The sequence below is a fragment of the Streptomyces sp. NPDC054757 genome (genome assembly GCF_053612185.1).
Genome location: NZ_JBSHBW010000036.1, coordinates 48,913 through 69,927, shown reverse-complemented (window position 1 = coordinate 69,927; position 21,015 = coordinate 48,913). Strand labels below are relative to the sequence as shown.

The window sequence follows — 21,015 nt, the reverse complement described above, 5'->3', positions numbered from 1 at the left end:
GGTTCCCACCCCGCCGGCGGCTGCGGACGGTTGCCCGTCAGGGCCGGGCGCTCAGCGGATCAGCTGCCCAGAACGGCGCGCAGCGACGGCTGGAGCGCGTCGCCGTGGGCGCGCACCATGTCGTCGCACAGCTCCCAGATGCGCTCGACGGGCAGGGCGGCGGCGGTCGCCGGGTCGGTCATCGCGGCCTGCCGTACATGGCGCGGCTCATCGTGCAGAGCCGCGCGGACGACGAGGTCGTTCATGCTCAGATAGGCGCGGTTGAGCGCCGCGCACTGCGCGGGCAGCTCCCCGATCCGGGTCGGCTGCACCCCCAACGCATCGACCAGGCAAGGGACTTCGACGGTCCCCGAAGCGGGGAGGTTGTCGATGAGGCCCCGGTTGGGCACATTGCCGTAGATGGTGCGGGGCGTGCCCGTGACGATGCTGTGGATGACCTGCGGGGCGTACTCCATGGTGCCCTCGACCGGGAGCGGCGTCCCGGAGGCTAGGGCGGCCCGGGTCTTCTCGTACTCCGCGACGTTCTCGTCGACGATGCCCAGATAGGCGCCCACCGGCAGCCGCAGCCGCTCGATCTCCTCGTCGTGGTGCAGATACCAGGGCACATATTCTGCCGAGTGCTCGCTGGTCTCCGTCGGATAGTGGCCCAGTCGCCGGTACATGTCGACCCGGACCCGGCGGCGCAGCTGCGGGTCGTCCGCCACCAGGGCGTCCAGCCGGGGGTAGAGGTCCGTGCCGCCCTGCTCGAATCGGAGCACCCACGCCTGGTGGTTGACGCCCGCGGCAAGGTAGTTGACGTCCTCGTACGCGACACCCACCAGCTCGGAGAGGTCCCGCATGGTCCAGTACACCGAGTGGCACAGACCGACGACGCGGGTCAGCCCGGTGGCCTGGCTGAGGTACTGGACGTTCATCGCCATGGGGTTGGTGTAGTTGAGCAGCCAGGCGTCGGGGCAGAGCTCGGCGATGTCCTCGCCGAGCGCCTTGAGGAGGGGGAAGGTGCGCAGTGCGCGGAAGATGCCGCCGACGCCCAGTGTGTCGCCGATGGTCTGCCGCAGGCCGTAGCGCGCGGGCACCTCGAAGTCGGTACGGGTGGCCTCGCCCATGCCGACCTGGACGATGTTGATGACGAAGTCGGCGCCCTCCAGGGCCTCGCGCCGCTCCGCGTGGGAGGTGATACGGGCTGCCGCGCCGCGCTCGGCCGCGATGTGGCGGGCGGCGCCCTCGGCGGTGGCCAGCCGTTCGGCGTCGATGTCGTGCAGCGCGATATGGGCGTCGGTCAGTTCCGGGAAGGCGAAGAGGTCCGCCAGCAGCCCCTGGGTGAAGACGACGCTTCCGGCGCCGATGAATGCGATCTTCGTGGTGCTCATGAGTGGTTCTTTCCGTTGTGTGTGACGGCTGTGACGGCTTCGTCCCAGGTGGGCTGTGCGGGGGTGCCGCCATGGGCCCGGGTGGACAGGGCACCGCAGGCCGCGGCGATTTCGAGAGCCCGGGTGGTCGGCAGGCCCCTCAGATGGGCGGCGATGAATCCGGCGTCGAAACTGTCCCCGGCGCCGACGGTGTCCTTCGGCAGGACGGGGATCGCGCCGGTGCGCGACGGGGCGCTGCCGTCATGGGCGAGCGCCCCCTGGGCCCCGTCCTTCACCACCACCAGCGGGCCGAGGGCGGCCAGCCGGGCCGCCGCCCCGTCGAGTGTTCCGGCGGACGGCCCGGCCAGCGCACGGGCCTCCTGGGCGTTGGGCAGCAGGATGTCGGTGACCGCGAGCACCTCGTCGAGACCGGCGGACCGCCACTCCCCTGACGGGTCGTCATTGGTGTCGAGGGAGGTGGTCGCGCCATGGTGGCGTGCGGTGCGCAGCAGGCCGGGCAGGGCACCGGCGAGCTTGGGCATCAGGAAGTACGAGGCCGCGTGCACATGGCGGCAGTCGGTGAGCAGCGCGTCGGGCACGTCGTCACCGCAGGTCGCGCTCAGGGTGCCGGATGCGGTGAGGATGGCGCGGTCGTCGCCCGCGGTCACCACCGCGGTGAGCGGGGTGGCGTGCTCCGGGTCGAGGACCAGGGCGTCCGTGTTGACGCCCCGGCCGGCAAGGGCGGCCCGGACGAAGCGTCCGGCGTCGTCGTCCCCGACGCGTCCGGCGAAGGCGACACGGAGCCCGAGCCTGGCGGCGCCGCACGCCATGATGGCGGCGGAACCGCCGAGGGTGAGCACACCCGTGTCGACGAGTTGCTCGCGCTGCCCGAAGGCGAGCGGGGCGCTGAGGGGGCCGAGTACGACGTCGGGGTTGGCGTCCCCGACGACGAGCAGGTCGAAGGTGTGTGGCATGGGGCTTCCTGGAGTCGGCGGCGAGAGGGTGCGGGGGCGGCGAGAGGGTGCGGGGCGGGCGGGACGGCGGGGGCCGGGCGGCCGGTCCCGACGTACGGTGTGCGAACACGGCTGCGCGGCAGGGGGAGTTCAGCCCTTGAGGCCGCTCGACGTAATGGACTGGATGAAGGTTTTCTGCGCCGCCAGGAAGGCCAGCAGAACCGGCAGCACCGTGATCACGTTCCCCGCCATCACCGCGGGCCACTGGGTGTGGTGCAGTCCCTGAAAGGTCGTCAGGCCCAACTGCAGCGTGTACTGGGTGTCGTGGTTGATGGCGATCAGCGGCCATGTCAGATCGTTCCAGGTGGTGAGGAACGTCAGGACGGCCACCGTGCTCAGCGCCGGGAGTGACAACGGCAGCACGATGAGGAAGAGGACCCGCAGCCGGGAACAGCCGTCGATCCACGCGGCCTCCTCCAACTCCCTGGGCAGCGACAGGAAGAACTGCCGCAGCAGGAACACCGCGAACGGTGTGACCAGCGATGGGACGATCAGCGCGCCGAGCGTGTCGATCAGTCCGAGGCGCTTCATCACCAGGAAGGTGGGGATCATCGTCAGCTGGAAGGGGATCGCCATCGTGGCCAGCATCAGCCCGAGCAGCAGACGGGACCCCGCGAACCGCATCCGGGCGAAGGCGTACCCGCCCAGCGCGCCGAAGAGCAGATTGGATGCGACCGCCACCACGGACACGATCAGCGAATTGACGAACCAGCGGGGGAACATGGCGTTGCCCAGCACATAGCGGTAGCCGCCCAGATGGATTCCAGACGGCCAGAGAGCCGGCGGGAACCTGTTGATCTCCGCGTTGGTCATCACGGAGCTGAGCAGCAGCCAGATCATCGGAACCGCGAAGAGCAGCGCGAGCGGGGCGAGCAGCAGATGCCAGGCGCTGAACGGCAGCCGCAGTCCCGGCCCGCGCCGCGGGGGCGGCGTGGGCGCCGGGGCCGTACGGGCGGTGCGCGGGGGCAGGGGAGTGGTGACGGTCATCGGATGGCTCCTTCGATGGCGGGCCGGCGCCGCCGGACTACGCGCATCCCTCCGGCGATCACGAGCAGGGCCAGCGCGAGGACATAGGCCGCTGCCGCTCCGTAGCCGGCGGTGAAGTTCTTGAAGGCCTGCTCCCAGATGAAGTAGACGATCACGGTGGTGGAGCCGAGCGGCCCGCCCTTCGTGGTCACGTACACCAGGTCGAAGACCTGCAGGGCGTTGATGGTCTGCCACAGCAGCAGGAAGACGTTGACCGGGGTGAGGGTCGGCAGGACGACATGGCGCAGCAGCTGCAGCCTGCCCGCGCCGTCCAGCCGTGCGGCCTCGATGAGTGACTGCGGCACGTCCTGGAGGGCGGCGAGATAGACCACCACACAGAAGCCGGTGCCGCTCCACAGCGAGATCACCACCAGGACCAGCAGCGCCTGTCCGGGATCGGTGAGGAACCCCTGGGGGGAGACCCCGATGGAGTGCAGGAGCGAATTGGCCACTCCGAACTGCGGGTCGAGGATGAACGAGAACAGCACGCCCTGCGCCGTCGCCGAGATGACGAACGGCACGAAGATCAGCGTCCGGTACAGGCCGACGAGTCTGATGCGCTGGTTGAGTACGAGGGCCAGGACCAGCCCGAGCAGCATGGACAGGGGAACATAGAGCACCGTGTACTCCAGGGTGTTCCACACCGCCTGGCTGAAGTGCGGATCCTTGGTGAGCGCCCGGTAGTTGTCCAGGCCGACCCAGCGGCTCGGCGTCACCAGGTCGTCGGCCTGGAACGACAGCAGCACGGACCAGATGACGGGGACGACGCTCAGGCCCAGGATGATGAGGACGGCCGGGGAGATGAAGGCCCAGGCGGTGGCCGATTCACTGCGGCGCCGTCGGCGCAGGCCGCGCAGCTGCTGTTCGTGGCCGGGGTCGGAGAGAGTGAGCGGGGCGGGCAGACCGGGCATGGCGTGAGCCTCCTCAACGCGGTATGAGCAGGGCGGCGTTGGCGTCGTCCGCGCAGCGGCGCAGGGCCTTCGCGGGGGTGCTCCTGCCGAGCAGTACGGACACGATGGCCTCTCCCAGCGCCGTGGAGATCTGCGGGTACGCGGGATGGGCGGGCCGTACCCGGGATGACTCCAGCGCCTTGGTGAACACCGAGAGCCCCTCGGTCTTCGCGGCCTTGGCCCGCCACTCCGGCAGGTTCTGGGTGCGCCGGCTCAGCGGCAGGCTGCCCGCCCGGACGTCCCAGCGCACGTCCTGGGCCGGCTCCATCAGCCAGCTCACCAGGGTGCGGGCCGCCTCGACACGGGCGGAGCCGTTGTTGAAGACCGTCCAGGTGTCGGGGCCCGAGATGGTGACGGGGCGGCCGCTGTAGCTGGGCAGCGGCACCACCTGGTAGTCGACGCCCGCCTGGATGATGTCCGGCAGCTGCCACGGCCCGGTGACGACCATCCCCATCCGGCCCGACGCGAAGACCTGGTACATCTGCTCGGTGCCCGGTTTCGGGTCGATATAGACGCTCCGGTCGCGGGCGAGCCCCGCCACCGTCTCCAGCGCCCGCACCCCGGCTTCGGCGAACCCGATACTGCGCCCGTCCGCCGCGATCACCTCGCCGCCGAGGTCCCACACCAGCGGCCAGAGCCGCCAGACCGTGTCCTCGTCGCCGACCCCCGGCCAGCCGGTGCCGAAGACACCCCGCTGCTTGTCGGTGAGGCGCTTGGCGGTCTCCTGGAACTCCCGCCAGGTCCAGCCCGGTTCCGGCAGCGGGATACCGGCGCGGCGGAACAGCTTCTTGTTGCACACCACAGCGAGCGAGTCCAGTAGCGCGGGTGCGGCGCGCACCCGGCCGTTCACCGTGACGGCGTCGCGCGCCGGGGCCCAGAACTGGTTCCAGGGGACCGGCCCGGAGCGCACGGTGGCGGTCAGGTCCACCACCTGCGGGCTGCGTGCCACGCCCGCCAGGTCCGAACCGAAGATGTAGGCGACGTCCGGGTACGACCCTGAGGCCAGCGCGGCCGTCACCTTCTGGAGCATCGAGTCGGACAGGACACCCCCGCCGGAGTCGACGCGGATGTGCGGATGGGCCCGCTGGAAGTCGGCCACCAGCGACTCGATCGCCTTGCGGCCGGTGTCGGTCTGGCCGTGCCACAGCTCGACCGTGACCCGTCCGTGCGCTCCGATGCCGTCATCGGTGTGCGCGCCGCAGCCGGGCAGCGCCATCGCGGCCGAAGCGGCGCAGGCCAGACCGGTGCCACGCCGCAGCACCGTCCGGCGCGAGGGACTGACGGGGCGGTGATGGCCGACAGCCATCCGGACCTCCAGGGGAATCAGGGCACGTTGCGGTACGCGGGGAGGCCCGCGGGGACGTGCTGGACAGGTGCGGCGGGGCCGGTCGTGCCGGAGGAGTACCGGGAGAGGACGGGCGCGGCGCGGAAGGGCGGGGGGAGACCCCGGTGCGCCGGGTTCACGGGGAGGCGCACCGGGGAGACATGGGCGTCAGCAGGTCTTGCGTACGTATCCCTTGCTGCCGCTGGGCGAGACGTCCAGGTCGCGCTCGACGATGCTCAGCCGGTCACCCCAGCTCTTGCAGGCCTTCGAGAGGCCCTTGTCCGTGTACTCGATCACGATCACATTGCTGCCGAACGCGTCGGTGTACTTGCCGCATTCGTCATAGGTGCCGCACTCCTCGGCGATGGCGAAGTCCAGTCCGGTCTGCGTGCGGGCACCGGACAGCTGCGAGGTGTTCTTCTGGGCGATGGCCAGCCCGCGGTCGTGCGCGTGCTGGGAGAGCAGAGTGATGTACGCCTTGGCGTTGGCGGCGCTCAGCAGTTTCGACGAGCGGGTGTAGCTGTCGTAGTTGTCGGGCTCGACGGCCTGGAAGCCCTTGTCGGCGCAGCCGTCGATCCAGCTGTTGACCTTCGCGGCCACCCGCTTCCGCTTGTCGGCGGTACGCAGGTCGAGCAGCGCCTCACCCCAGTTCGAGTCGTAGACGACATCGCCGTTGGCCTTGCGCAGCAGCAGATCGGAGTCCCAGTCCTTCTCGGCGCCGGGCTGGGCCTGGAAGGCGTTGACGTAACAGATGTTGTACAGGCCGGCCGCCGGAGCGTCCCCGTGGTCACGGCTGACCACCTTCACGCCGGACGGCGGCGTGTACGCACCGCCGATCTGGTAGTCGAACCCGGCGTGGGCCGGGGGCAGAGCGGGGGACGAGGCCGCCGACGCGCTGGACGGCGCGAGCAGCGGGACCGCGGCCGCGGCGGTGACCGCGGCGACGGCGGCCGCGCGGCGCGCCCCGGAGAGGGAGAGCCGACGGGGCCGTGCGGGAGTGATGGTCATCATCGAGCTCCAGATGATGGAGGGTACGTCCCCGCCTCGGACGCTGACAGCGATCCTGGCGACTTTGTCCGGGCTTGCGGCTTGTGGGCCGTCCACCGGCTAGGCGTACCTCTGGCGCCGAATGCTCGGACTCGGCGTTGACCGCAGTAAATCGAGCAGGAATCACCATGTCAATAGCGCGAACCTGAGCAGTTGTTGCGCACGTTCGCGCATATCGAGCACGTTCAAGGCAGGTCACGGGGCGCCTTCCGGGCCCCGGGAAGACCCGGCTGCCCTGTCCGCGCAGAGCTATGCTCAGCTCATGCTGAGAACTGAGCGCCATGCGCGGATACTTGAGCATGTGTCCGCGAAGGGCAGCGTCGACGTGGGGGAGCTGACCTGCCTGCTCGGAGTCTCGGGGGCGACCGTCAGACGCGACCTCCAGCATCTGAGCGCCCGCAACCTGCTGCGCCGCACCCATGGCGGGGCCGCCGTCGGGAGCATCGGTCTGGAAATGCCGGTGCAGTACCGTGCGGAGCGCAGCAGGCCGGAGAAGCGCGCCATCGCGACGGCGGCCGCCGCGCTGGTGCCGCAGGGGGCGGTCGTCGGGATGACCGGGGGCACCACCGCCACCGAGATCGCCCGTCTCCTCGCCGAACGGGGCCCGGCCACCATCGTCACCAACGCCGTGAACATCGCCGCCGAACTCGTCCTGCACAAACACGTCACGCTGGTCGTCATCGGCGGCAACGCGCGGACCGAGAGCTATGAACTCGTGGGCCCCATCGCCGAGAAGACCCTCGCCGACTATCACATGGACATGACGTTCCTGGGGGTGGACGGCATCAGCGCGGAGCAGGGCTGCACGACGTACGACCAGCTCGAAGCGGCGACGGACCGGGCGTTCGCCGTGAACAGCAGCCGGACCGTCGTCGTCGCCGACCACTCGAAGATCGGGCGGACCACCTTCGCGAAGATCTGCCCGCTGTCCGCGGTGCACCATCTGGTCACCGACCGGGAGGCGCCGGAGCGCGCATGCGCACGGATCTCCGAGACGGGGGTGGGTGTCACCATCGCCTGACACGTCCTCCTGCTCCGCGGCTGCCGCGCCCTTGGCGGTCAGACGGTGCCGCCCTCCGCGGGAGGGGGCACGGAGGCCCGGTCGGCCCGGCCTGCCAGCTCCCCCTGGACGAAGGGATCGGCCCCGGGGTCGTAGCGCCCGTCGTGATCGGCGAGCGCTTCCGTGATGCGCTCCCACTCCTCGATCTCCGCCTGGACGCGGGCACGCCCCCGCTCCCCGCCGGCGCCCCGCGCGCTCTCGTCGGCCGTCCGCCGGGCTGCTTCCAGAGCCGCCTTCGCCTGGTGGTGAGTCAGACCCCTGGCACGCTGCCGCACCTCGTGCCAGCCCGCCCGCTGCTCGTCCGTGGGCGACTGGACCTCCTCGTCGCTGCCGAGCCCTGCCCCGCGGTCCTGATCGGAACTCATCCGGTTGCCCCTGCCCCTCTTGCCTGCTGTCCGGTCGTACCGGCGACCGCGGCCGGTGGCCCCGCCGGACGGCGTACCCCAGTATGCGGTGCGGCCGAAGGCCGGTGACAGTCCGACGCATGTCCGGGCAGGCGCCGGTCATGCCCGGCGGTGTCCGGTACACGGTACGGAGCGGCGCGGCCGGTACGAAGGGACTCCGCCGGTCCGGAGCTGCCCGGCCGGACCGGGCCTACGGGCGGCCCTGGCGCATCCTGTCCCCGACGACGCCTCCGTCGGACTCCCACCACGGACGGACCCGCTCGGGCCCCTCCGCACTCTCCTGCGCGCCGCCCGCGGACGCGGGGACCACCGCGGCGCCGCCGCCGGACGGAACCGGCGGCGTACGGGGCGCCGCCGGGATCAGCTCGGCGTCAAGGCGGCGGTCGAGCGCCGCCGTCCTGGCCCGCTCCGAACGGACCCACTGAGCGAAGATCACCAGCAGGAAGGGCACCCCGACCAGTTCGGCGAGCGTGACCATCGCACCGCCGCCGATCTGCTGGTCGTGCTGGACGCCGGGCGCCCAGGACGGGGAGTGCCGGGTGTACCAGGAGCCCGCGATCAGGGTGCCGCTGGTCATCACCACAATGCCCGGGACGGCGTCGATGAGCCCGTCGAAGAAGACCATCGCGGCCCGCACCGGGTGGCTGCACCAGCTGGGCAGCAGCGCCTCCTCGGTGAGGACCGGCAGCACGAAGAGACAACCGACCAGGAGCAGTTGCAGGTACATCAGCTGATGCAGCGCGCCATGGCGCAGCGCGGTCTCGAAGTACGGCGTGAAGTACACACACAGCTCCGACACCAGGACCAGCAGCGAACTGACCAGCGGGAAGGCCAGCAGCCGGGCGAACCTGCCGGTCACCGCGCGGCGCAGGCGGGCCGCCGCGCGCCCCGGCAGCGCACGGCAGGCGAGCGACAGCGGGTCGCCCAGGGCCAGGCCGAGCGGCGCGATCAGATCGAGCAGGATGTTCTGCACGGCGGCCGGCCAGAACAGCACCTCGTCGTAGACGGCGAGCGCCGACATCGTGGCCACCACGACCGTGCCGAGACCCAGCAGGGCGAAGACCGCCGTGCGGCCCGCGGACCACCGCTCGCCGCGCCGCCGCAGCCGCACCACACCCCAGCCGTAGAGCCCGCCCAGAACCAGGACCAGCAGCAGAGCGGGACCGTCGAACTGCCACATGGCCGGGAACCGGGAAAAGGTCAGATCCGGCAGGTTCATTCCAGACATCCTTACCTCTCGCACCCGCCCGCGAGGACCGCCGTGGGGGCCGTACCACGGTAGTCCCGTGTCGTCGGACGCCTCCGTCCGGGGCGGCCGCGCGGCGCGCCACCGCCGGTCCTCCGTACGCGGCGTCCCGCCGATGATTCCCGCTCCCCGCGTGCAGGGCCGCCACGACACCCCGGTGCGCCTGTCGGGGCATCGGCACCGGCCGCCGTCACACTGGCCGCTGTCGTGTGCGGACGGGCGCGGTGCCACCGGGGGCACGCGGGCGCCACCCGTGTGGGAAGGAACCTGCAATGCCTGATGTGTCCGCACCCGTGGTCAAGCTGGTCCGAAGGACCGTGGAGCCCGTCGCGGTGCAGACGCTCCGGTCCACGGCCGCCGCTGTCATCGCCTTCGTGGTCGCACTGGTGGCGCTGCCGCAGCGTGCGCCTCTCACCGCGCCCCTGACAGCTCTGCTCGTGGTCCAGGTCACGCTCTACGCGACGCTCAGGACGGGGATCCGACGGGTGAACGCCGTCATCGTCGGAGTGCTCCTCGCCAGCGGCTTCAGCACGCTCGTCGGACTGACCTGGTGGAGCCTCGGTCTGACGATCTTCACCGCGCTGATCGTGGGGCGGCTGGTGCGCGTGTACGAGTTCGTACCCGAGGTCGCCATCAGCTCCATGCTGGTGCTCGGTGTCTCCCAGGTGGCGGCCACCGCCTGGGACCGGATCCTGGAGACGCTGATCGGTGCGGGGGTGGGGCTGCTCTTCAACCTGCTGCTCGCACCGCCGGTCTGGGTCCAGACGGCGGGAAGCTCCATCGAGGAGATGGCGGAGTCGATGGGCGTGATGCTCCGCTCCATCGGCACGCAGGCGAGCGGCCACACCCCCGTCGAGCAGGCCGCCGCACGGCTGCACGAGGCACGCAGACTCGACCACGACATCGTCGAGGTGGATGCCTCGCTCCGCCAGGCCGAGGAGAGCCTGCTGCTCAACCCCCGGGTGCGCCAGGGGCTGCTGTCACGTGTCGTGCTGCGCACCGGCCTGGACACCCTGGAGATCTGCGCCGTGGTGCTGCGGGTGCTCACGCGGACGATGACGGACCTGGCGAAGGAGCGCACCGATGAGCCGCTCTTCCCCGAGGATGTGGCCGCCGCGCTGCAGGAGCTGATGGGCGATCTCGCCGACGCCATCGAGAGCTTCTCCGTACTGATCACCACGCCGGTCGCCAAGAGCGCCGAGGACGCCGAGTCCCGGCTGACGCTGGCGCTGGAGGAGGCCGCGGTCACCCGGGACCGGGTCGCCCACCTCCTTCTGGAGAACGTGCAGCAGCACCCGCGCCAGTGGCAGCTCCACGGCGCGCTGCTCGCCGAGGTGGACCGCATCCTGGACGAACTCGACGTGGAGAAGCGTGCCGAGCGGCTCACCCAGGAACTGGACCGCCGCTCCTTGGAACTGGGCGAACGGCACCCGCAACTGGCCTCCGCGGTCCGCCGGCTGCGGGGGACCGCCATGGCCCGCAAGATGCGCGCGGAGATCTGAGCGGAGCCGGGCGGACCCGAGCGGACCGGCCGACTCGCCCCAGCGGCTGCGGCAGACCCCGGCCGGTGCGAGGATGAACCGGCACCGTGCCGCGGCGGCGGCCCGATCCCCGTCCCGACCGTGGAGGTACGTTGCCGGTGACGGCCGAGCCCTGGGACCCGTCGGCGGCGGGCGTACTGCGGCTGCCGTCGGGACGTCTGGTCCGGGGCCGCGGACTGAGCAGGCCGCTCCCTGCGGGACCCGAGCCCACGTTCGCCCTGTATCTGCTGGGCCGTGAACCTTCCCCCGTGGACTGGGAGTCGCGCTGGATCCGCTGGCCCGACTTCCGGCTCCCGGCCGACCGCGCCGCCGCGGCGGGCGCCCTGCGCGAGGTCTGGGAGCGGGCGGGGGCGGAGCGCGTCGAAGTCGCCTGCGCGGGCGGGCGGGGCCGTACCGGTACGGCTCTTGCCTGTCTTGCCGTACTGGACGGGGTACCGGCTGCCGACGCCGTCGGATACGTCCGTGAGCACTACGACCGGCACGCGGTCGAGACCCCCTGGCAGCGCCGGTTCGTCCGCCGTTTCGCGTAGATCCACCGATCAGGTGCGTCGGTGACGCGCCCCGACCACGCCCGTGACCGACCCGTCAGGTACGGGCCCCCGCCCGTACTCAGCCCGTGCCGAGCCACCCGCGTGAGCGCAGTTCCGCGACGAACCGCCCGTACGACGCGTCGAGCGCCGCACGCTCGCGCTCCACCGGATCGACCGTACGCCCCGCACCGGCCATCGCCGCCGCAGCCGCCGGGAGATCCGGGTGGAGGGTGCCCGACGCGGCCAGCAGGGCCGCGCCGAAGGCCGTCTCGGCCCGTTCCGCCACGCTCAGCGGTTTGTTGAGGACCGTCGCCCGGATACGGTTCCACACGGCGCTGCGGCTGCCGCCGCCCGCCGCGTACAGCGGGCCCCGTACCTCGATCCCCAGCGCCCGCACCCGCTCCACCGCCAGCCGCTCCAGGAAGGCCACCCCCTCCAGCGCCGCCCGGTGCTCCTCTGCCTCGTCCCGCGGTGTACCGACGAGGAAGCCGTGCGCCGGGCCGGAGACGAACGGGAACCGCTCGCCCTCACGGCGCAGCGGATAGGCCAGACACGCGGCCGGGCCCCGCTCCCGCGCCGCCGCGTCCAGCGCGGGCAGGCGGGCCGCGTCCACCGCGGCGACGGCCTCGCCGCCCGTGTTCGACGCTCCGCCCGGCAGCCACCAGCCGTCCGGGTGGCGATGGCTGTACAGGGCGCCCGCGGGGTCGGTGACCAGCTCGCGGGTCACCCCCTTGAGTACGTACGTCGTCCCCAGCACGCCGACGAACCGGCCGGGTTCGACCGCGCCGGTGGCGATCTGGCCCGCGCAGCCGTCCGTCATCCCGAGCCGGACCTCGCACCCCGCAGGGAGCCCGGTCTCGGCGGCGGCGCTCGCCGAGACCACCCCGCTCCGCGTGCCGGGGGCCCGCACGGCGGGCAGCAGCCGCGACGGCACATCGAACGCGTCGAAGACCTCGCTGGCCCACTCGCCCGCACGCGGGTCGTAGCCGGACTTCAGCGCATGGCTCCAGTCGGTTGCCACGGGATGCCCGGTCAGCTTCAGACCGAGCAGATCCGGGGTGTGCAGCACCAGCTGGCCGGGGAGCGCGCGGGCCGCGTAGCCCACCAGCTTCCCCAGCGCGGCCGTGGGGCCGACGGTCAGTCCCAGCGCCCGCCAGCGCGGTGCGCCCAGCTCCTGCGCCCGCGCGTTGACGCCGGCCGCGCTCCGGTCGTCGTACATCAGGGCGGGTCCGGCCGGTTCGCCGTCCGGCCCGGCCAGCACCAGGGTCCCGGAGGTGGCGGACACGGCCACGGCGACCACCTCGCGGCCGCCCCCCGGCAGTGCGGCGGTGGCCCGGCGCAGTGCGGCAGCCGTGGCCGGCCACCAGGACCGGGCGTCCTGCTCGCTGCGGCCGCCTCCGCCGCGCACCGGAGGGGTGACCGGGACCGTCGCCCCGGCGAGGACCCGGCCGCCCGGATCCGCGCACACCACGCGGACCGCTGCGGTGGCCACGTCGACGCCCGCGACGACGGGGACGGGCGCGGGCCGGGCACCGGTGGCGGAACTCATCTGCGGAAGGGGTCCTCTCGTACGCGGAGGGCGGGTGCGGATCCCGGCCGTGGACGGGAGCGGAGCATCTGCCGGTGCGGGGCGGTCAGGTGGCGGGCGCGGTGAGCGGCTCGTCGTCGGAGGCCTCATGCAGCGACTTGCCCTGCTGGATGGCCTCCTCCGACGCCTTCGGCAGCTTCAGGAAGAGGGTCAGAAGAGCCGCGACGACGTACAGACCGGCGAAGATCAGCACCACCCCGTCCCGGCCCAGCGGTCCCAGGAAGAGCGAGACGATCGCGGGACCCACGAAGGCGGCCCCGCCCGCACCCAGGTTGAGCAGGGCCATCGCGCCGCCCTTGTTCCCGGGCGCCAGCGACGGCATCAGCGCGGAGATGGGCACGAACCCGGCGAGCGTGGCTCCGTAGACCATGCCGACACCGACCGCGACCCAGTAGTTCCCGGTCAGCAGCTTCGGTACGAAATACAGCGCGAGGACGCTCAGCGCACAGCCCACCGCACCGAACCAGCCGATGGTGGTGCGCCAGCCGATCCGGTCGCTGACCAGCCCGAAGAGGAGATTGAAGAAGATGTTGGTGGCGAACATGATCGACAGCAGCCGCAGCCAGTCGCCGTCCGTGAAGCCCATCTCGTCGGTGAAGAACGCCGGCAGGATCACCCAGAGGCCGAACTGCGGTGCGGTGTTGATGATGCGCACCACACAGCCGATGGTGACCTTCGGATGCGTCCAGGCGATGGAGAGGCTTCGGGCCAGCGACTGGACCGGGCGCACATCGGGCGGGGCCAGCCGTGAGAAGCCGGTGCGTTCACGTACCCCGACGAGGCAGAAAGCCCCGCCCACGGCGATCACCCCGAGCGCGATCCACAGCGTGCCGAACTTCCCGAACAGCGGGTCGGTGACGGACGCGGTGAGCGAACCTAGCGTGGGCAGCCCGCCCGTGAAGGCGAAGTAGAACCAGCCGACGGCCGCACCCAGCCTGGCCACCGGCGCCGTCGCGGTCACCCACACCAGGAAGGAGAAGGCGAAGAGCGGGTAGCCGAAGCCGCGCAGTCCGTAGAAGACCAGCATCAGAGGGTAGTTGCCCTGCGCGGCGCCGAGCGAGAGGAAGAGCACGTCGAAGACGATCCAGACGGTCAGCCCGATCTGCATCACCCGCCGGGGCCCCCACAGCTCGGACAGCGCGCCCGACAGCCAGGAGGCGAGCATGACGGCCACGCCGTACGCCGTGATCACATAGCTCGCCCGGACCTCACTGCCGGCGCCGTTGCTCTTGATGAACGGAGCGATGAACCCGGACTCGACCCCGTCCCCGATCATGAAGATCAGGACCCCGATGAAGCCGAACAGGAGCGGCCGGGGGATGCCCGCGCGGTCCCAGACCGTACCCGTACGAGCGGCGGTGCTTGCGGCGGTGCTGCGCATGGCTCGTGCCTCCACGGTGAGGTGTCATCGGCCCACGGGCGTACAACCCCGACGAGAACGCATCATGACCTCTGTGAAATTAACACGCAATACTTTAAGAGGCCCTGTTACCGGCCCGTGGCCGCCACCCTGACATCCGTCCGCTCCCGCAGCGCGGCCAGCAGCTCGGCGTCCACACCGCCATCCACCACCAGATGGTCGAAGTCCGCAACCGGACCGAGCCGGTGGAGTGCCGTCCTGGCCAGCTTCGTACGGTCCATCAGCAGGACCTTACGGGTGCCCGACGCCAGCATCGCCCGCTTGACCAGCACTACATCCTGCTCCTGGTGGTAGGTCATCCGGGCGTCCATCGCCGACGTCGAGACCAGCACCATGTCCACCGAGAGCGCTTCGACGGCCTCCAGGCACGCGACACCGAGAAAGGAGTCGTGCGGGTACGAATACTCCCCGCCCAGGGAGATCAGGCGTATCCCCTCCCGGCCCGCGAACAGGTCGACGACCCGCCGGGCATTGGTCACCACCGTCAGCGGAGCCAGCTCCACCAGCAGCGCGGCCAGCGCGAGCGCGGTCGTGGAGTCGTCGAGGAGCACCGACATCCCCGGTTCGACCAGCTCGGCCGCGGTCTTCGCGATGGCCGCCTTCTCGGTGGTGTTGACACCGAGCCGGTAGTCGAGATTGGACTCGAAGACGGTCGACGGCAGCGCGGACACCCCGCCCCTGAAGCGGCGCAGCACCCCCTGTCTGGCCAGTTCGTCCAGGTCACGGTGGACTGTCATCAGGCTGACGCCGGTGAGCTCCGCGAGTTCGGCGCCGCTCGCGGTGCCGTTCGCCAGGACGTGCTCCGTGATGGTCTGTCTGCGGGCCTGGGCGCCGGTCGTCGTCATACGGCCAAGTTTCCCGCACCGCCCGGAGCCGACTGCCGGGTGGGCACGTTCAGCGACCGCAGAGCGGTACGGGCGCCGCTCACCTCGATCTCCGTCACGGCCGCGTTGTCGAGCCGGGGGAACACCAGACGGTAGCGGCCCACCGGAATGCCCAGCATCGAGCAGAGGGCCATGCGCAGCAGCGTGTTGTGCGCCACCACCAGAACCGTCTCCCCCGGGTGGCGCCGGGCCAGAGCGCGCAGCGCGTCCGAAGCGCGGGCCGCGGCGGCCGACGGGGCCTCGGAGCCGGGGAAGGCCCCGGCCTCCGCGTCCTCGTGGAAGCGCCGCACCGCCTCGGCGTCCTCGGCGGCCATCTCCGCGATGGTGCGGCCCTCGCCCCAGCCGAAGTCCACCTCGCGCAGCGCCTCGACGGCCTCCGGCTCGGTGCCGAGCGCCAGGGCGGCCGGACGGGCGGTGAGCAGCGCCCGGCTGACCGGCGAACTGGCCACCGCACCGACGCCCCGCCACCGCGCCCACTCCGCGAGCTCCTGCGCCTGCTCCAGGCCCCTCGCGGTCAGTGGTACGTCGGAGACGCCGGCGTACCGGTTCTCCGCATGCCATTGCGTCTCGCCGTGCCGTACCAGCAGCAGACGGGCCTCCATCGGATCGCGCTCCCTCGCAAGCGGGCCGCGGCCGGCCCGGGGCACGGTTGCCCGGGACCGTGTCGGCCCATTGATTCTTCAAAACGATGATGTTAAATCTATCAACGCCCATGACAGTGATGCAGCGTCCGGGCCGGTGCGGTACCGCTGAGGCACCGCGCCCCCGTGACCCGAAGAAGGGCCCAGCCCATGCGCATCCTCGCCGCCGGTGACCATTTCGTCCTCCCCAGCCTGCTCCGTACCGCCCTGCGCGAGGAGTTGGGCAGCGGGGAGCCGGGCAGCGGGGAGGGGCCCGGCGGCGCGGTGGAGATCGGGGAACTCACCCTGCCCTGGCCGCACCAGCCCTTCGGTCCGGTCGGCGACGTCCAGGAGGCCAGCGGCACCGAGGAGCAACTGATCGCGGCGCTCGAAGGCGCCGCCCTCTGTGTCACCCAGATGGCCCCGTTCACCGAGCGGGTCTTCGCCGCCCGCCCGGAACTCCGGATGGTGGCCGTCTCCCGCGGCGGCCCCGTCAACGTCGACCTCGCCGCCGCCACCCGGCACGGCGTCGCCGTCTCCTTCGCACCGGGACGCAACGCCCCGGCGGCGGCGGAGTTCGCAGTCGGCCTGATGCTGACCGCGATGCGCCGGATCACCACGGCCGACGCGGAGCTGAAGCGCGGCACCTGGCGCGGCGACTTCTACGCCTACGACGAGGCGGGCACCGAGCTCGACGGCGCGACCGCCGGGCTCGTCGGGTACGGCGCCATCGGCCGGATCGTCGCCCGGGTCCTGCGCGCCTTCGGCGCCCATGTCCTGGTCGCCGACCCGTACACCGATCCCGTCGCCGCCCGCGCCGACGGCGTCGAACCGGTCTCACTCGACGAACTCCTCTCCCGCAGCAGCGTGGTGAGCCTGCACGCCCGGCTCACCCCCGAGACCCGCCACCTCATCGACGCCGGGAAGCTCGCGCTGCTCCCCGACGGTGCGGTGCTGGTCAACTCCGCACGCGGCGGTCTCCTCGACTACGCCCCGCTGCCGGAGCTGCTGCGCAGCGGCCGCATCGGAGCCCTCGCCCTGGACGTGTACGACATCGAACCGCCGCCCGCCGACTGGCCGTTGCACCAGGCCCCGAACGTCGTCACCGCCCCGCACCTGGCCGGCGCGACCCGCCAGACGGCGCACCGCGCCGCGGCGATCACAGCAGCGGAGGCGGGCCGCTTCCTCCGAGGCGAGAAGCTCGCCCATCCCGCCAACCCCGAGGTCCAGGAGGCCGCCCGGCCATGAGCGTGATCATCGGCGTGGACATCGGCACCTCCGTCACCAAGGCCGTCGCCTTCGACGGCGAGGGGCGGCCGCTCGCCTCCGCGACCCGCCGCAGTCACCTGGAGCGGCTGCCCGGCAGCCGCGTCGAGCAGGACCTCGACGATGTCGTCCGTACGGTCGCCGAAGTCGTACGGGAGACCACCGCCGCACTGCCCGCGCCGCCCACCGCACTCGCCCTCACCGGACAGGGCGACGGCCTCTGGCTGCGCGACGCACAGGGCCGTGCGGTCCGCCCCGCCATCTCCTGGATGGACGGGCGGGCGTCCGACCGCGTCGCACAGTGGCTGGCGGACGGCACCGTACAGCAGGTGTACGCGCGTACCGGCTCCGGCATGTTCCCCGGCTGCCACGCCCCGCTCCTCGCCCACCTGCAGGAACACGAGCCGCAGAGCCTCGGCCGCGCGGCCGTCGCCGGGTACTGCGTGGACGCCGTCGCCCAGCGGCTCACCGGCCGGATCAGCGTGGACGCCTCCGACGCGACACTGCCGTTCCTCGACCCGGTGAACCGCACCTACGCACCTGAGGCGCTCGCCGCCTGCGGTATCGAGAGCCAGGCCCGTCTGCTGGCCGCCCCCGCCGCCCCCGGCACCGTCCTGGGTCTGGACGCCCAGGGGGCCGCGCTCCTGGACCTCCCGGCGGGGCTGCCGCTCACCTCTGGACCGTACGATCTGCCGGCCTGCGCCATCGGCAGCGGGGTACGGGAGGTGGGGGACGGCCTGCTGATCGTCGGCACCACCCTCGCCTGCCAGGTCCTCACCGACCGGGCCGGGGCGGGCGGTTGCGCCGAACCGGCCGGGATGTCGCTCTGCACCCCCGACCCCGGGCGCTGGCTGCGCTCCATGCCCGCCATGGTCGGCACCGCCGCACTCGAATGGATCCTCGAACTGACCGGGACGGCCACCACCGACCTCGGGCCCCTGCTCGCCGACAGCCCACCGGGCGCCCGTGGCGTCACTGCGCTGCCCTTCCTCTCCGACGCGGGGGAGCGGGCGCCCTTCGTCGACCCGCAGGCCCGCGGCCGGCTGGACGGACTCACCCTCGCGCACAACCGCGCCGACGCGGTACGCGCCATGTGCGAGGCCATCGGTTACGCGGCGCGCCACTGCCTGGAGGCCGCCGGCCTCTCCGGCACGCTCGCCGCCTGCGGTGGCGGCACCCGGTCCGGCCCGTGGACCCAGCTCTTCGCCGACATCCTGGGGCGGGAGATCCGCGTCCCGGCGGAGAACGAGGTGGGGGCGCTCGGCGCGGTAAGGGTGGCCCGGCGCTTCCTCGGCGAACCGGCCGCCACCGAAGCGCAGTTGTTCCACACCGTCGAGCCGAGGGAGGGGTTCCGCGAGATGTACGAGGACGGCTACGCCGCCTACCGCACCGCACTCGCCTCGGCGCGCGCCCAGTGGGACGCCACCGCCGTACGCGAGACGACCGGGGCGCGCGTCGGCTAGCAGGGCTTGGTGCTCCTCCAGGCAGCTGCCCCAACTGCGCTTACATACCGCCCTTTTCCGGCCCCACGGTCGGCCTTCCGGCCCGACACGCCGCGGGTCCTGTCGCTGTCAGAAGGTCCTGTTCCGGGCCTACTCAGCCGACCTACCAGACAGTAGCCTCAACGCAGTTGCTCCTCCCGTGCACCGCCCTCACTGCTGGAGGCTCCATGCGCGTTTCCCTGTTCAGACCCGCCAGGCTCGCACTGGCGGCGGCGCTCGCCGCCACCGTCGCCCTGCTCGGCCTCTCCACCCCGGCATCGGCCGCGGGAGCCACCGCACCGCGCTACTACCTGGCGCTCGGTGACTCACTGGCCGCGGGATACCAGACCCTGCCGGGAGGCGGGCATGTCACCGGGCGCGGCTACGCCCAGGACATCGCCCGCACGCTCTCGGCGCGCGCCGCCCACGCGGGACGGCCCTTCGACTTCGTCGGGCTCGGGTGCCCGGGCGAGACCACCGGTTCCATGATCGACGGACCCTGCCCGTACCCTCATCCGTACACCGGCTCGCAGTTGGCCGAAGCCGAGCACTTCCTCCGGCTCCACCACGACGACCAGGTGGTGGTCACCCTGGACATCGGCGCCAACGACGTCGACGGCTGTCTGACGGACGGTAACGTCGATGTCGGGTGCGCCGTCTCGGGCGTCGGAAAGGTGGGCTCCGGCCTGGACACCATCCTGGACCGGCTCAAGAAGGCGGCCGGACCCCAGACCCGGATCGTCGGCATGAACCTCTACGATCCGTTCCTGGCAGCCTGGTTGACGGGCACTCAGGGCAGGACCGCAGCGACTCTCTCCGTACCGCTCGCCGACACGCTCAACACCACGATCGGGCTCGTCGACGCGGCCCACGGAGTCCCGACCGCCGATGTGGCATCGGCGTTCCGCACCAACTCCTTCCTCCCACTGGCACCACTGGACGGCAAACAGGTGCCGCTGAACGTGGCACGCATCCTGCAGTGGACGAACATGGCGCGCGGCGACATCCATGCCAACGACACCGGCTACCAGGTCATCGCTGACACCTTCCTGACGAAGATCTGAGCCACGGCGGCGGGCCCTGGCCCCGCGCGCGAGCTGTTCGCGCCCGTAGACAGTGGTGGTCCGGGCATCGGAGCACGGGCCGCCGCTGGAAGAGCGGCGGGGTGCAGGAGGCCAAGAGCTGTGCCGGGCTGCGTACTGGCGATCAGGTTCGGGCGAACAGGCGCTCCAGAACGACCGCTACGCCGTCGTCCTCGTTCGAGAGTGTCACCTCGTCCGCTGCGGCGATCAGTTCGGGGTGGGCGTTGGCCATGGCCACCCCGTATCCGCAACGGCGGAACATCGACAGGTCATTGGGCATGTCGCCGAACGCCACCATCCGCGCCGGGTCGTGTCCCCACACCTCGGCGGCCAGGGCGATTCCGGTGCCCTTGTCCACACCGTACGGTGCGAGCTCGACCGTGCCCGGGCCGGCCATCGTGACGGCGGCCAGGTCGCCCACGACGGTACGGGCGACGGCCGCCAACTCGTCGTCCGAGAGTGCCGGGTGACGTATGAGGACCTTGATGGCGGGCCTCGCCCATAGCTCCGGCCGTCGCCCGACCCGCAGGACCGGCAGAGCGGGGTGCGGCATCACGTATCCCGGCTCGGCGAGCGTACGGCCGTCGGCGCCGTCCTGGTCCACGGCGGCGAACACCGGCCCCGTCTCCGCCTCGATCTTGGCGAGCGCGGTGTCGGCCGACTCCCGGTCGAGGGTCACGGACCGCAGCATCAGCGCCGCCCCGGCGTCGTACAGCTGCGTCCCCTGCCCGCACACGACCGGCCCGCGGTACCCCAGGGCGGCGATCAGTCCCAGCGTGCCGGGGAGGGACCGGCCGGTGACGATCAGATGCCGGGCCCCGGCCGACGCGGCCAGGGCCAGTGCGGCGCGGGAACGGGGACTCACGGTGTCACCGCGACGCAGCAGGGTGCCGTCCAGATCGGTGGCGATGATGTCGAATGCGGGTGTGGTGGGCATGGCGTCAGCCTAAGAGGCTTCCTGTCATTGCTGGTCATGGAGGTGGCCGGGCGCGGGGGCCACGTAGCAGACCTGTCCGGCACAACCGGGGAGGCGACGTGTGGAGCTTCCATCTCCTCATACGTCAGCGGAGTTTGACGCTTCAAAGGCATTAGCCGCAGCAGGCCGGGCACACGCGGAGGCACGCCAGCAGCCGCTCGGCCGTCCGGCCACACAGGCGGCCCGGCATCAGAACGGGAGAGACCGT

The 21,015-nt window shown here is 71.8% G+C and carries 19 protein-coding genes; 6 read left to right on the top strand and 13 right to left on the bottom strand.

Annotated elements, in window-relative coordinates; translation table 11 throughout:
• Positions 1 to 59: 59 nt before the first annotated feature.
• From melA to ACWGKJ_RS30695, 6 genes are all read right to left on the bottom strand, one after another.
• Positions 60 to 1,370 (bottom strand): alpha-glucosidase/alpha-galactosidase, encoded by a 1,311-nt coding sequence (melA, locus tag ACWGKJ_RS30720; RefSeq protein ID WP_385030368.1) that lies wholly within the window; start codon positions 1,368 to 1,370, stop codon positions 60 to 62.
• Positions 1,367 to 2,323, bottom strand: coding sequence for a carbohydrate kinase family protein (locus tag ACWGKJ_RS30715; protein ID WP_385030371.1), 957 nt, complete (start codon positions 2,321 to 2,323; stop codon positions 1,367 to 1,369). The genes melA and ACWGKJ_RS30715 overlap by 4 nt, the downstream gene beginning before the upstream one ends.
• 129 nt (positions 2,324 to 2,452) lie before the next feature.
• Positions 2,453 to 3,349, bottom strand: a complete 897-nt coding sequence (locus ACWGKJ_RS30710) for a carbohydrate ABC transporter permease (RefSeq protein WP_385030374.1) — start codon at positions 3,347 to 3,349, stop codon at positions 2,453 to 2,455.
• The gene (locus ACWGKJ_RS30705; protein ID WP_385030377.1) at positions 3,346 to 4,299 is read right to left on the bottom strand and encodes a carbohydrate ABC transporter permease; all 954 of its coding nucleotides are present in this window, start codon (positions 4,297 to 4,299) and stop codon (positions 3,346 to 3,348) included. Before ACWGKJ_RS30705 ends, ACWGKJ_RS30710 begins: the two co-directional genes overlap by 4 nt.
• Positions 4,300 to 4,312: 13 nt before the next feature.
• Entirely contained in the window at positions 4,313 to 5,644 is a 1,332-nt protein-coding gene (locus ACWGKJ_RS30700) for an ABC transporter substrate-binding protein (RefSeq protein ID WP_385030380.1), read from the bottom strand.
• Between the two features lie 186 nt (positions 5,645 to 5,830).
• Positions 5,831 to 6,670: an endo alpha-1,4 polygalactosaminidase gene (locus ACWGKJ_RS30695; protein ID WP_385030383.1), complete on the bottom strand. Its 840-nt coding sequence runs from the start codon at positions 6,668 to 6,670 to the stop codon at positions 5,831 to 5,833.
• Between the two features lie 301 nt (positions 6,671 to 6,971).
• Between ACWGKJ_RS30695 and ACWGKJ_RS30690 the strand changes: the two genes are divergently transcribed.
• Positions 6,972 to 7,730, top strand: coding sequence for a DeoR/GlpR family DNA-binding transcription regulator (locus tag ACWGKJ_RS30690; RefSeq protein ID WP_385030386.1), 759 nt, complete (start codon positions 6,972 to 6,974; stop codon positions 7,728 to 7,730).
• 38 nt (positions 7,731 to 7,768) lie between these two features.
• Here ACWGKJ_RS30690 and ACWGKJ_RS30685 read toward each other — a convergent pair whose 3' ends face one another.
• Together ACWGKJ_RS30685 and ACWGKJ_RS30680 are read right to left on the bottom strand one after the other, a co-directional pair.
• Entirely contained in the window at positions 7,769 to 8,134 is a 366-nt protein-coding gene (locus tag ACWGKJ_RS30685) for a hypothetical protein (protein ID WP_385030389.1), read from the bottom strand.
• A 229-nt stretch (positions 8,135 to 8,363) separates the two neighbouring features.
• Positions 8,364 to 9,392: a cytochrome c oxidase assembly protein gene (locus ACWGKJ_RS30680; protein ID WP_385030392.1), complete on the bottom strand. Its 1,029-nt coding sequence runs from the start codon at positions 9,390 to 9,392 to the stop codon at positions 8,364 to 8,366.
• 299 nt (positions 9,393 to 9,691) lie between these two features.
• On the opposite strand from ACWGKJ_RS30680, the gene ACWGKJ_RS30675 reads away from it, so the two are divergent.
• Positions 9,692 to 10,921 (top strand): FUSC family protein, encoded by a 1,230-nt coding sequence (locus tag ACWGKJ_RS30675; protein WP_385030395.1) that lies wholly within the window; start codon positions 9,692 to 9,694, stop codon positions 10,919 to 10,921.
• 137 nt (positions 10,922 to 11,058) lie between these two features.
• Positions 11,059 to 11,490: a protein-tyrosine phosphatase family protein gene (locus ACWGKJ_RS30670; RefSeq protein ID WP_385030399.1), complete on the top strand. Its 432-nt coding sequence runs from the start codon at positions 11,059 to 11,061 to the stop codon at positions 11,488 to 11,490.
• 79 nt (positions 11,491 to 11,569) lie between these two features.
• On the opposite strand, the gene ACWGKJ_RS30665 is transcribed toward ACWGKJ_RS30670, so the two are convergent.
• The 4 genes from ACWGKJ_RS30665 to ACWGKJ_RS30650 all read right to left on the bottom strand — a co-directional run bounded on the left by ACWGKJ_RS30665 (position 11,570) and on the right by ACWGKJ_RS30650 (position 15,984).
• Entirely contained in the window at positions 11,570 to 13,039 is a 1,470-nt protein-coding gene (locus tag ACWGKJ_RS30665; protein ID WP_385030403.1) for an FGGY-family carbohydrate kinase, read from the bottom strand.
• 85 nt (positions 13,040 to 13,124) lie between these two features.
• The gene (locus tag ACWGKJ_RS30660) at positions 13,125 to 14,459 is read right to left on the bottom strand and encodes an MFS transporter (protein WP_385030407.1); all 1,335 of its coding nucleotides are present in this window, start codon (positions 14,457 to 14,459) and stop codon (positions 13,125 to 13,127) included.
• Positions 14,460 to 14,566: 107 nt separating this feature from the next.
• Positions 14,567 to 15,343: a DeoR/GlpR family DNA-binding transcription regulator gene (locus tag ACWGKJ_RS30655; RefSeq protein ID WP_385030411.1), complete on the bottom strand. Its 777-nt coding sequence runs from the start codon at positions 15,341 to 15,343 to the stop codon at positions 14,567 to 14,569.
• On the bottom strand, positions 15,340 to 15,984 hold the full coding sequence (locus ACWGKJ_RS30650) for a histidine phosphatase family protein (protein ID WP_385030414.1): 645 nt from the start codon (positions 15,982 to 15,984) through the stop codon (positions 15,340 to 15,342). Before ACWGKJ_RS30650 ends, ACWGKJ_RS30655 begins: the two co-directional genes overlap by 4 nt.
• Positions 15,985 to 16,173: 189 nt before the next feature.
• On the opposite strand from ACWGKJ_RS30650, the gene ACWGKJ_RS30645 reads away from it, so the two are divergent.
• The 3 genes from ACWGKJ_RS30645 (at position 16,174) to ACWGKJ_RS30635 (ending at position 19,813) form a co-directional block, all read left to right on the top strand.
• Positions 16,174 to 17,250: a 2-hydroxyacid dehydrogenase gene (locus ACWGKJ_RS30645; protein WP_385030417.1), complete on the top strand. Its 1,077-nt coding sequence runs from the start codon at positions 16,174 to 16,176 to the stop codon at positions 17,248 to 17,250.
• Positions 17,247 to 18,731 (top strand): FGGY family carbohydrate kinase, encoded by a 1,485-nt coding sequence (locus ACWGKJ_RS30640; protein WP_385030420.1) that lies wholly within the window; start codon positions 17,247 to 17,249, stop codon positions 18,729 to 18,731. The genes ACWGKJ_RS30645 and ACWGKJ_RS30640 overlap by 4 nt, the downstream gene beginning before the upstream one ends.
• Before the next feature lie 206 nt (positions 18,732 to 18,937).
• Entirely contained in the window at positions 18,938 to 19,813 is an 876-nt protein-coding gene (locus ACWGKJ_RS30635) for an SGNH/GDSL hydrolase family protein (protein WP_385030423.1), read from the top strand.
• 142 nt (positions 19,814 to 19,955) lie between these two features.
• Here the strand turns inward: ACWGKJ_RS30635 and ACWGKJ_RS30630 are convergent, their stop codons facing one another.
• Positions 19,956 to 20,768, bottom strand: a complete 813-nt coding sequence (locus ACWGKJ_RS30630; protein WP_385030426.1) for an HAD family hydrolase — start codon at positions 20,766 to 20,768, stop codon at positions 19,956 to 19,958.
• Positions 20,769 to 21,015 lie beyond the last annotated feature (247 nt).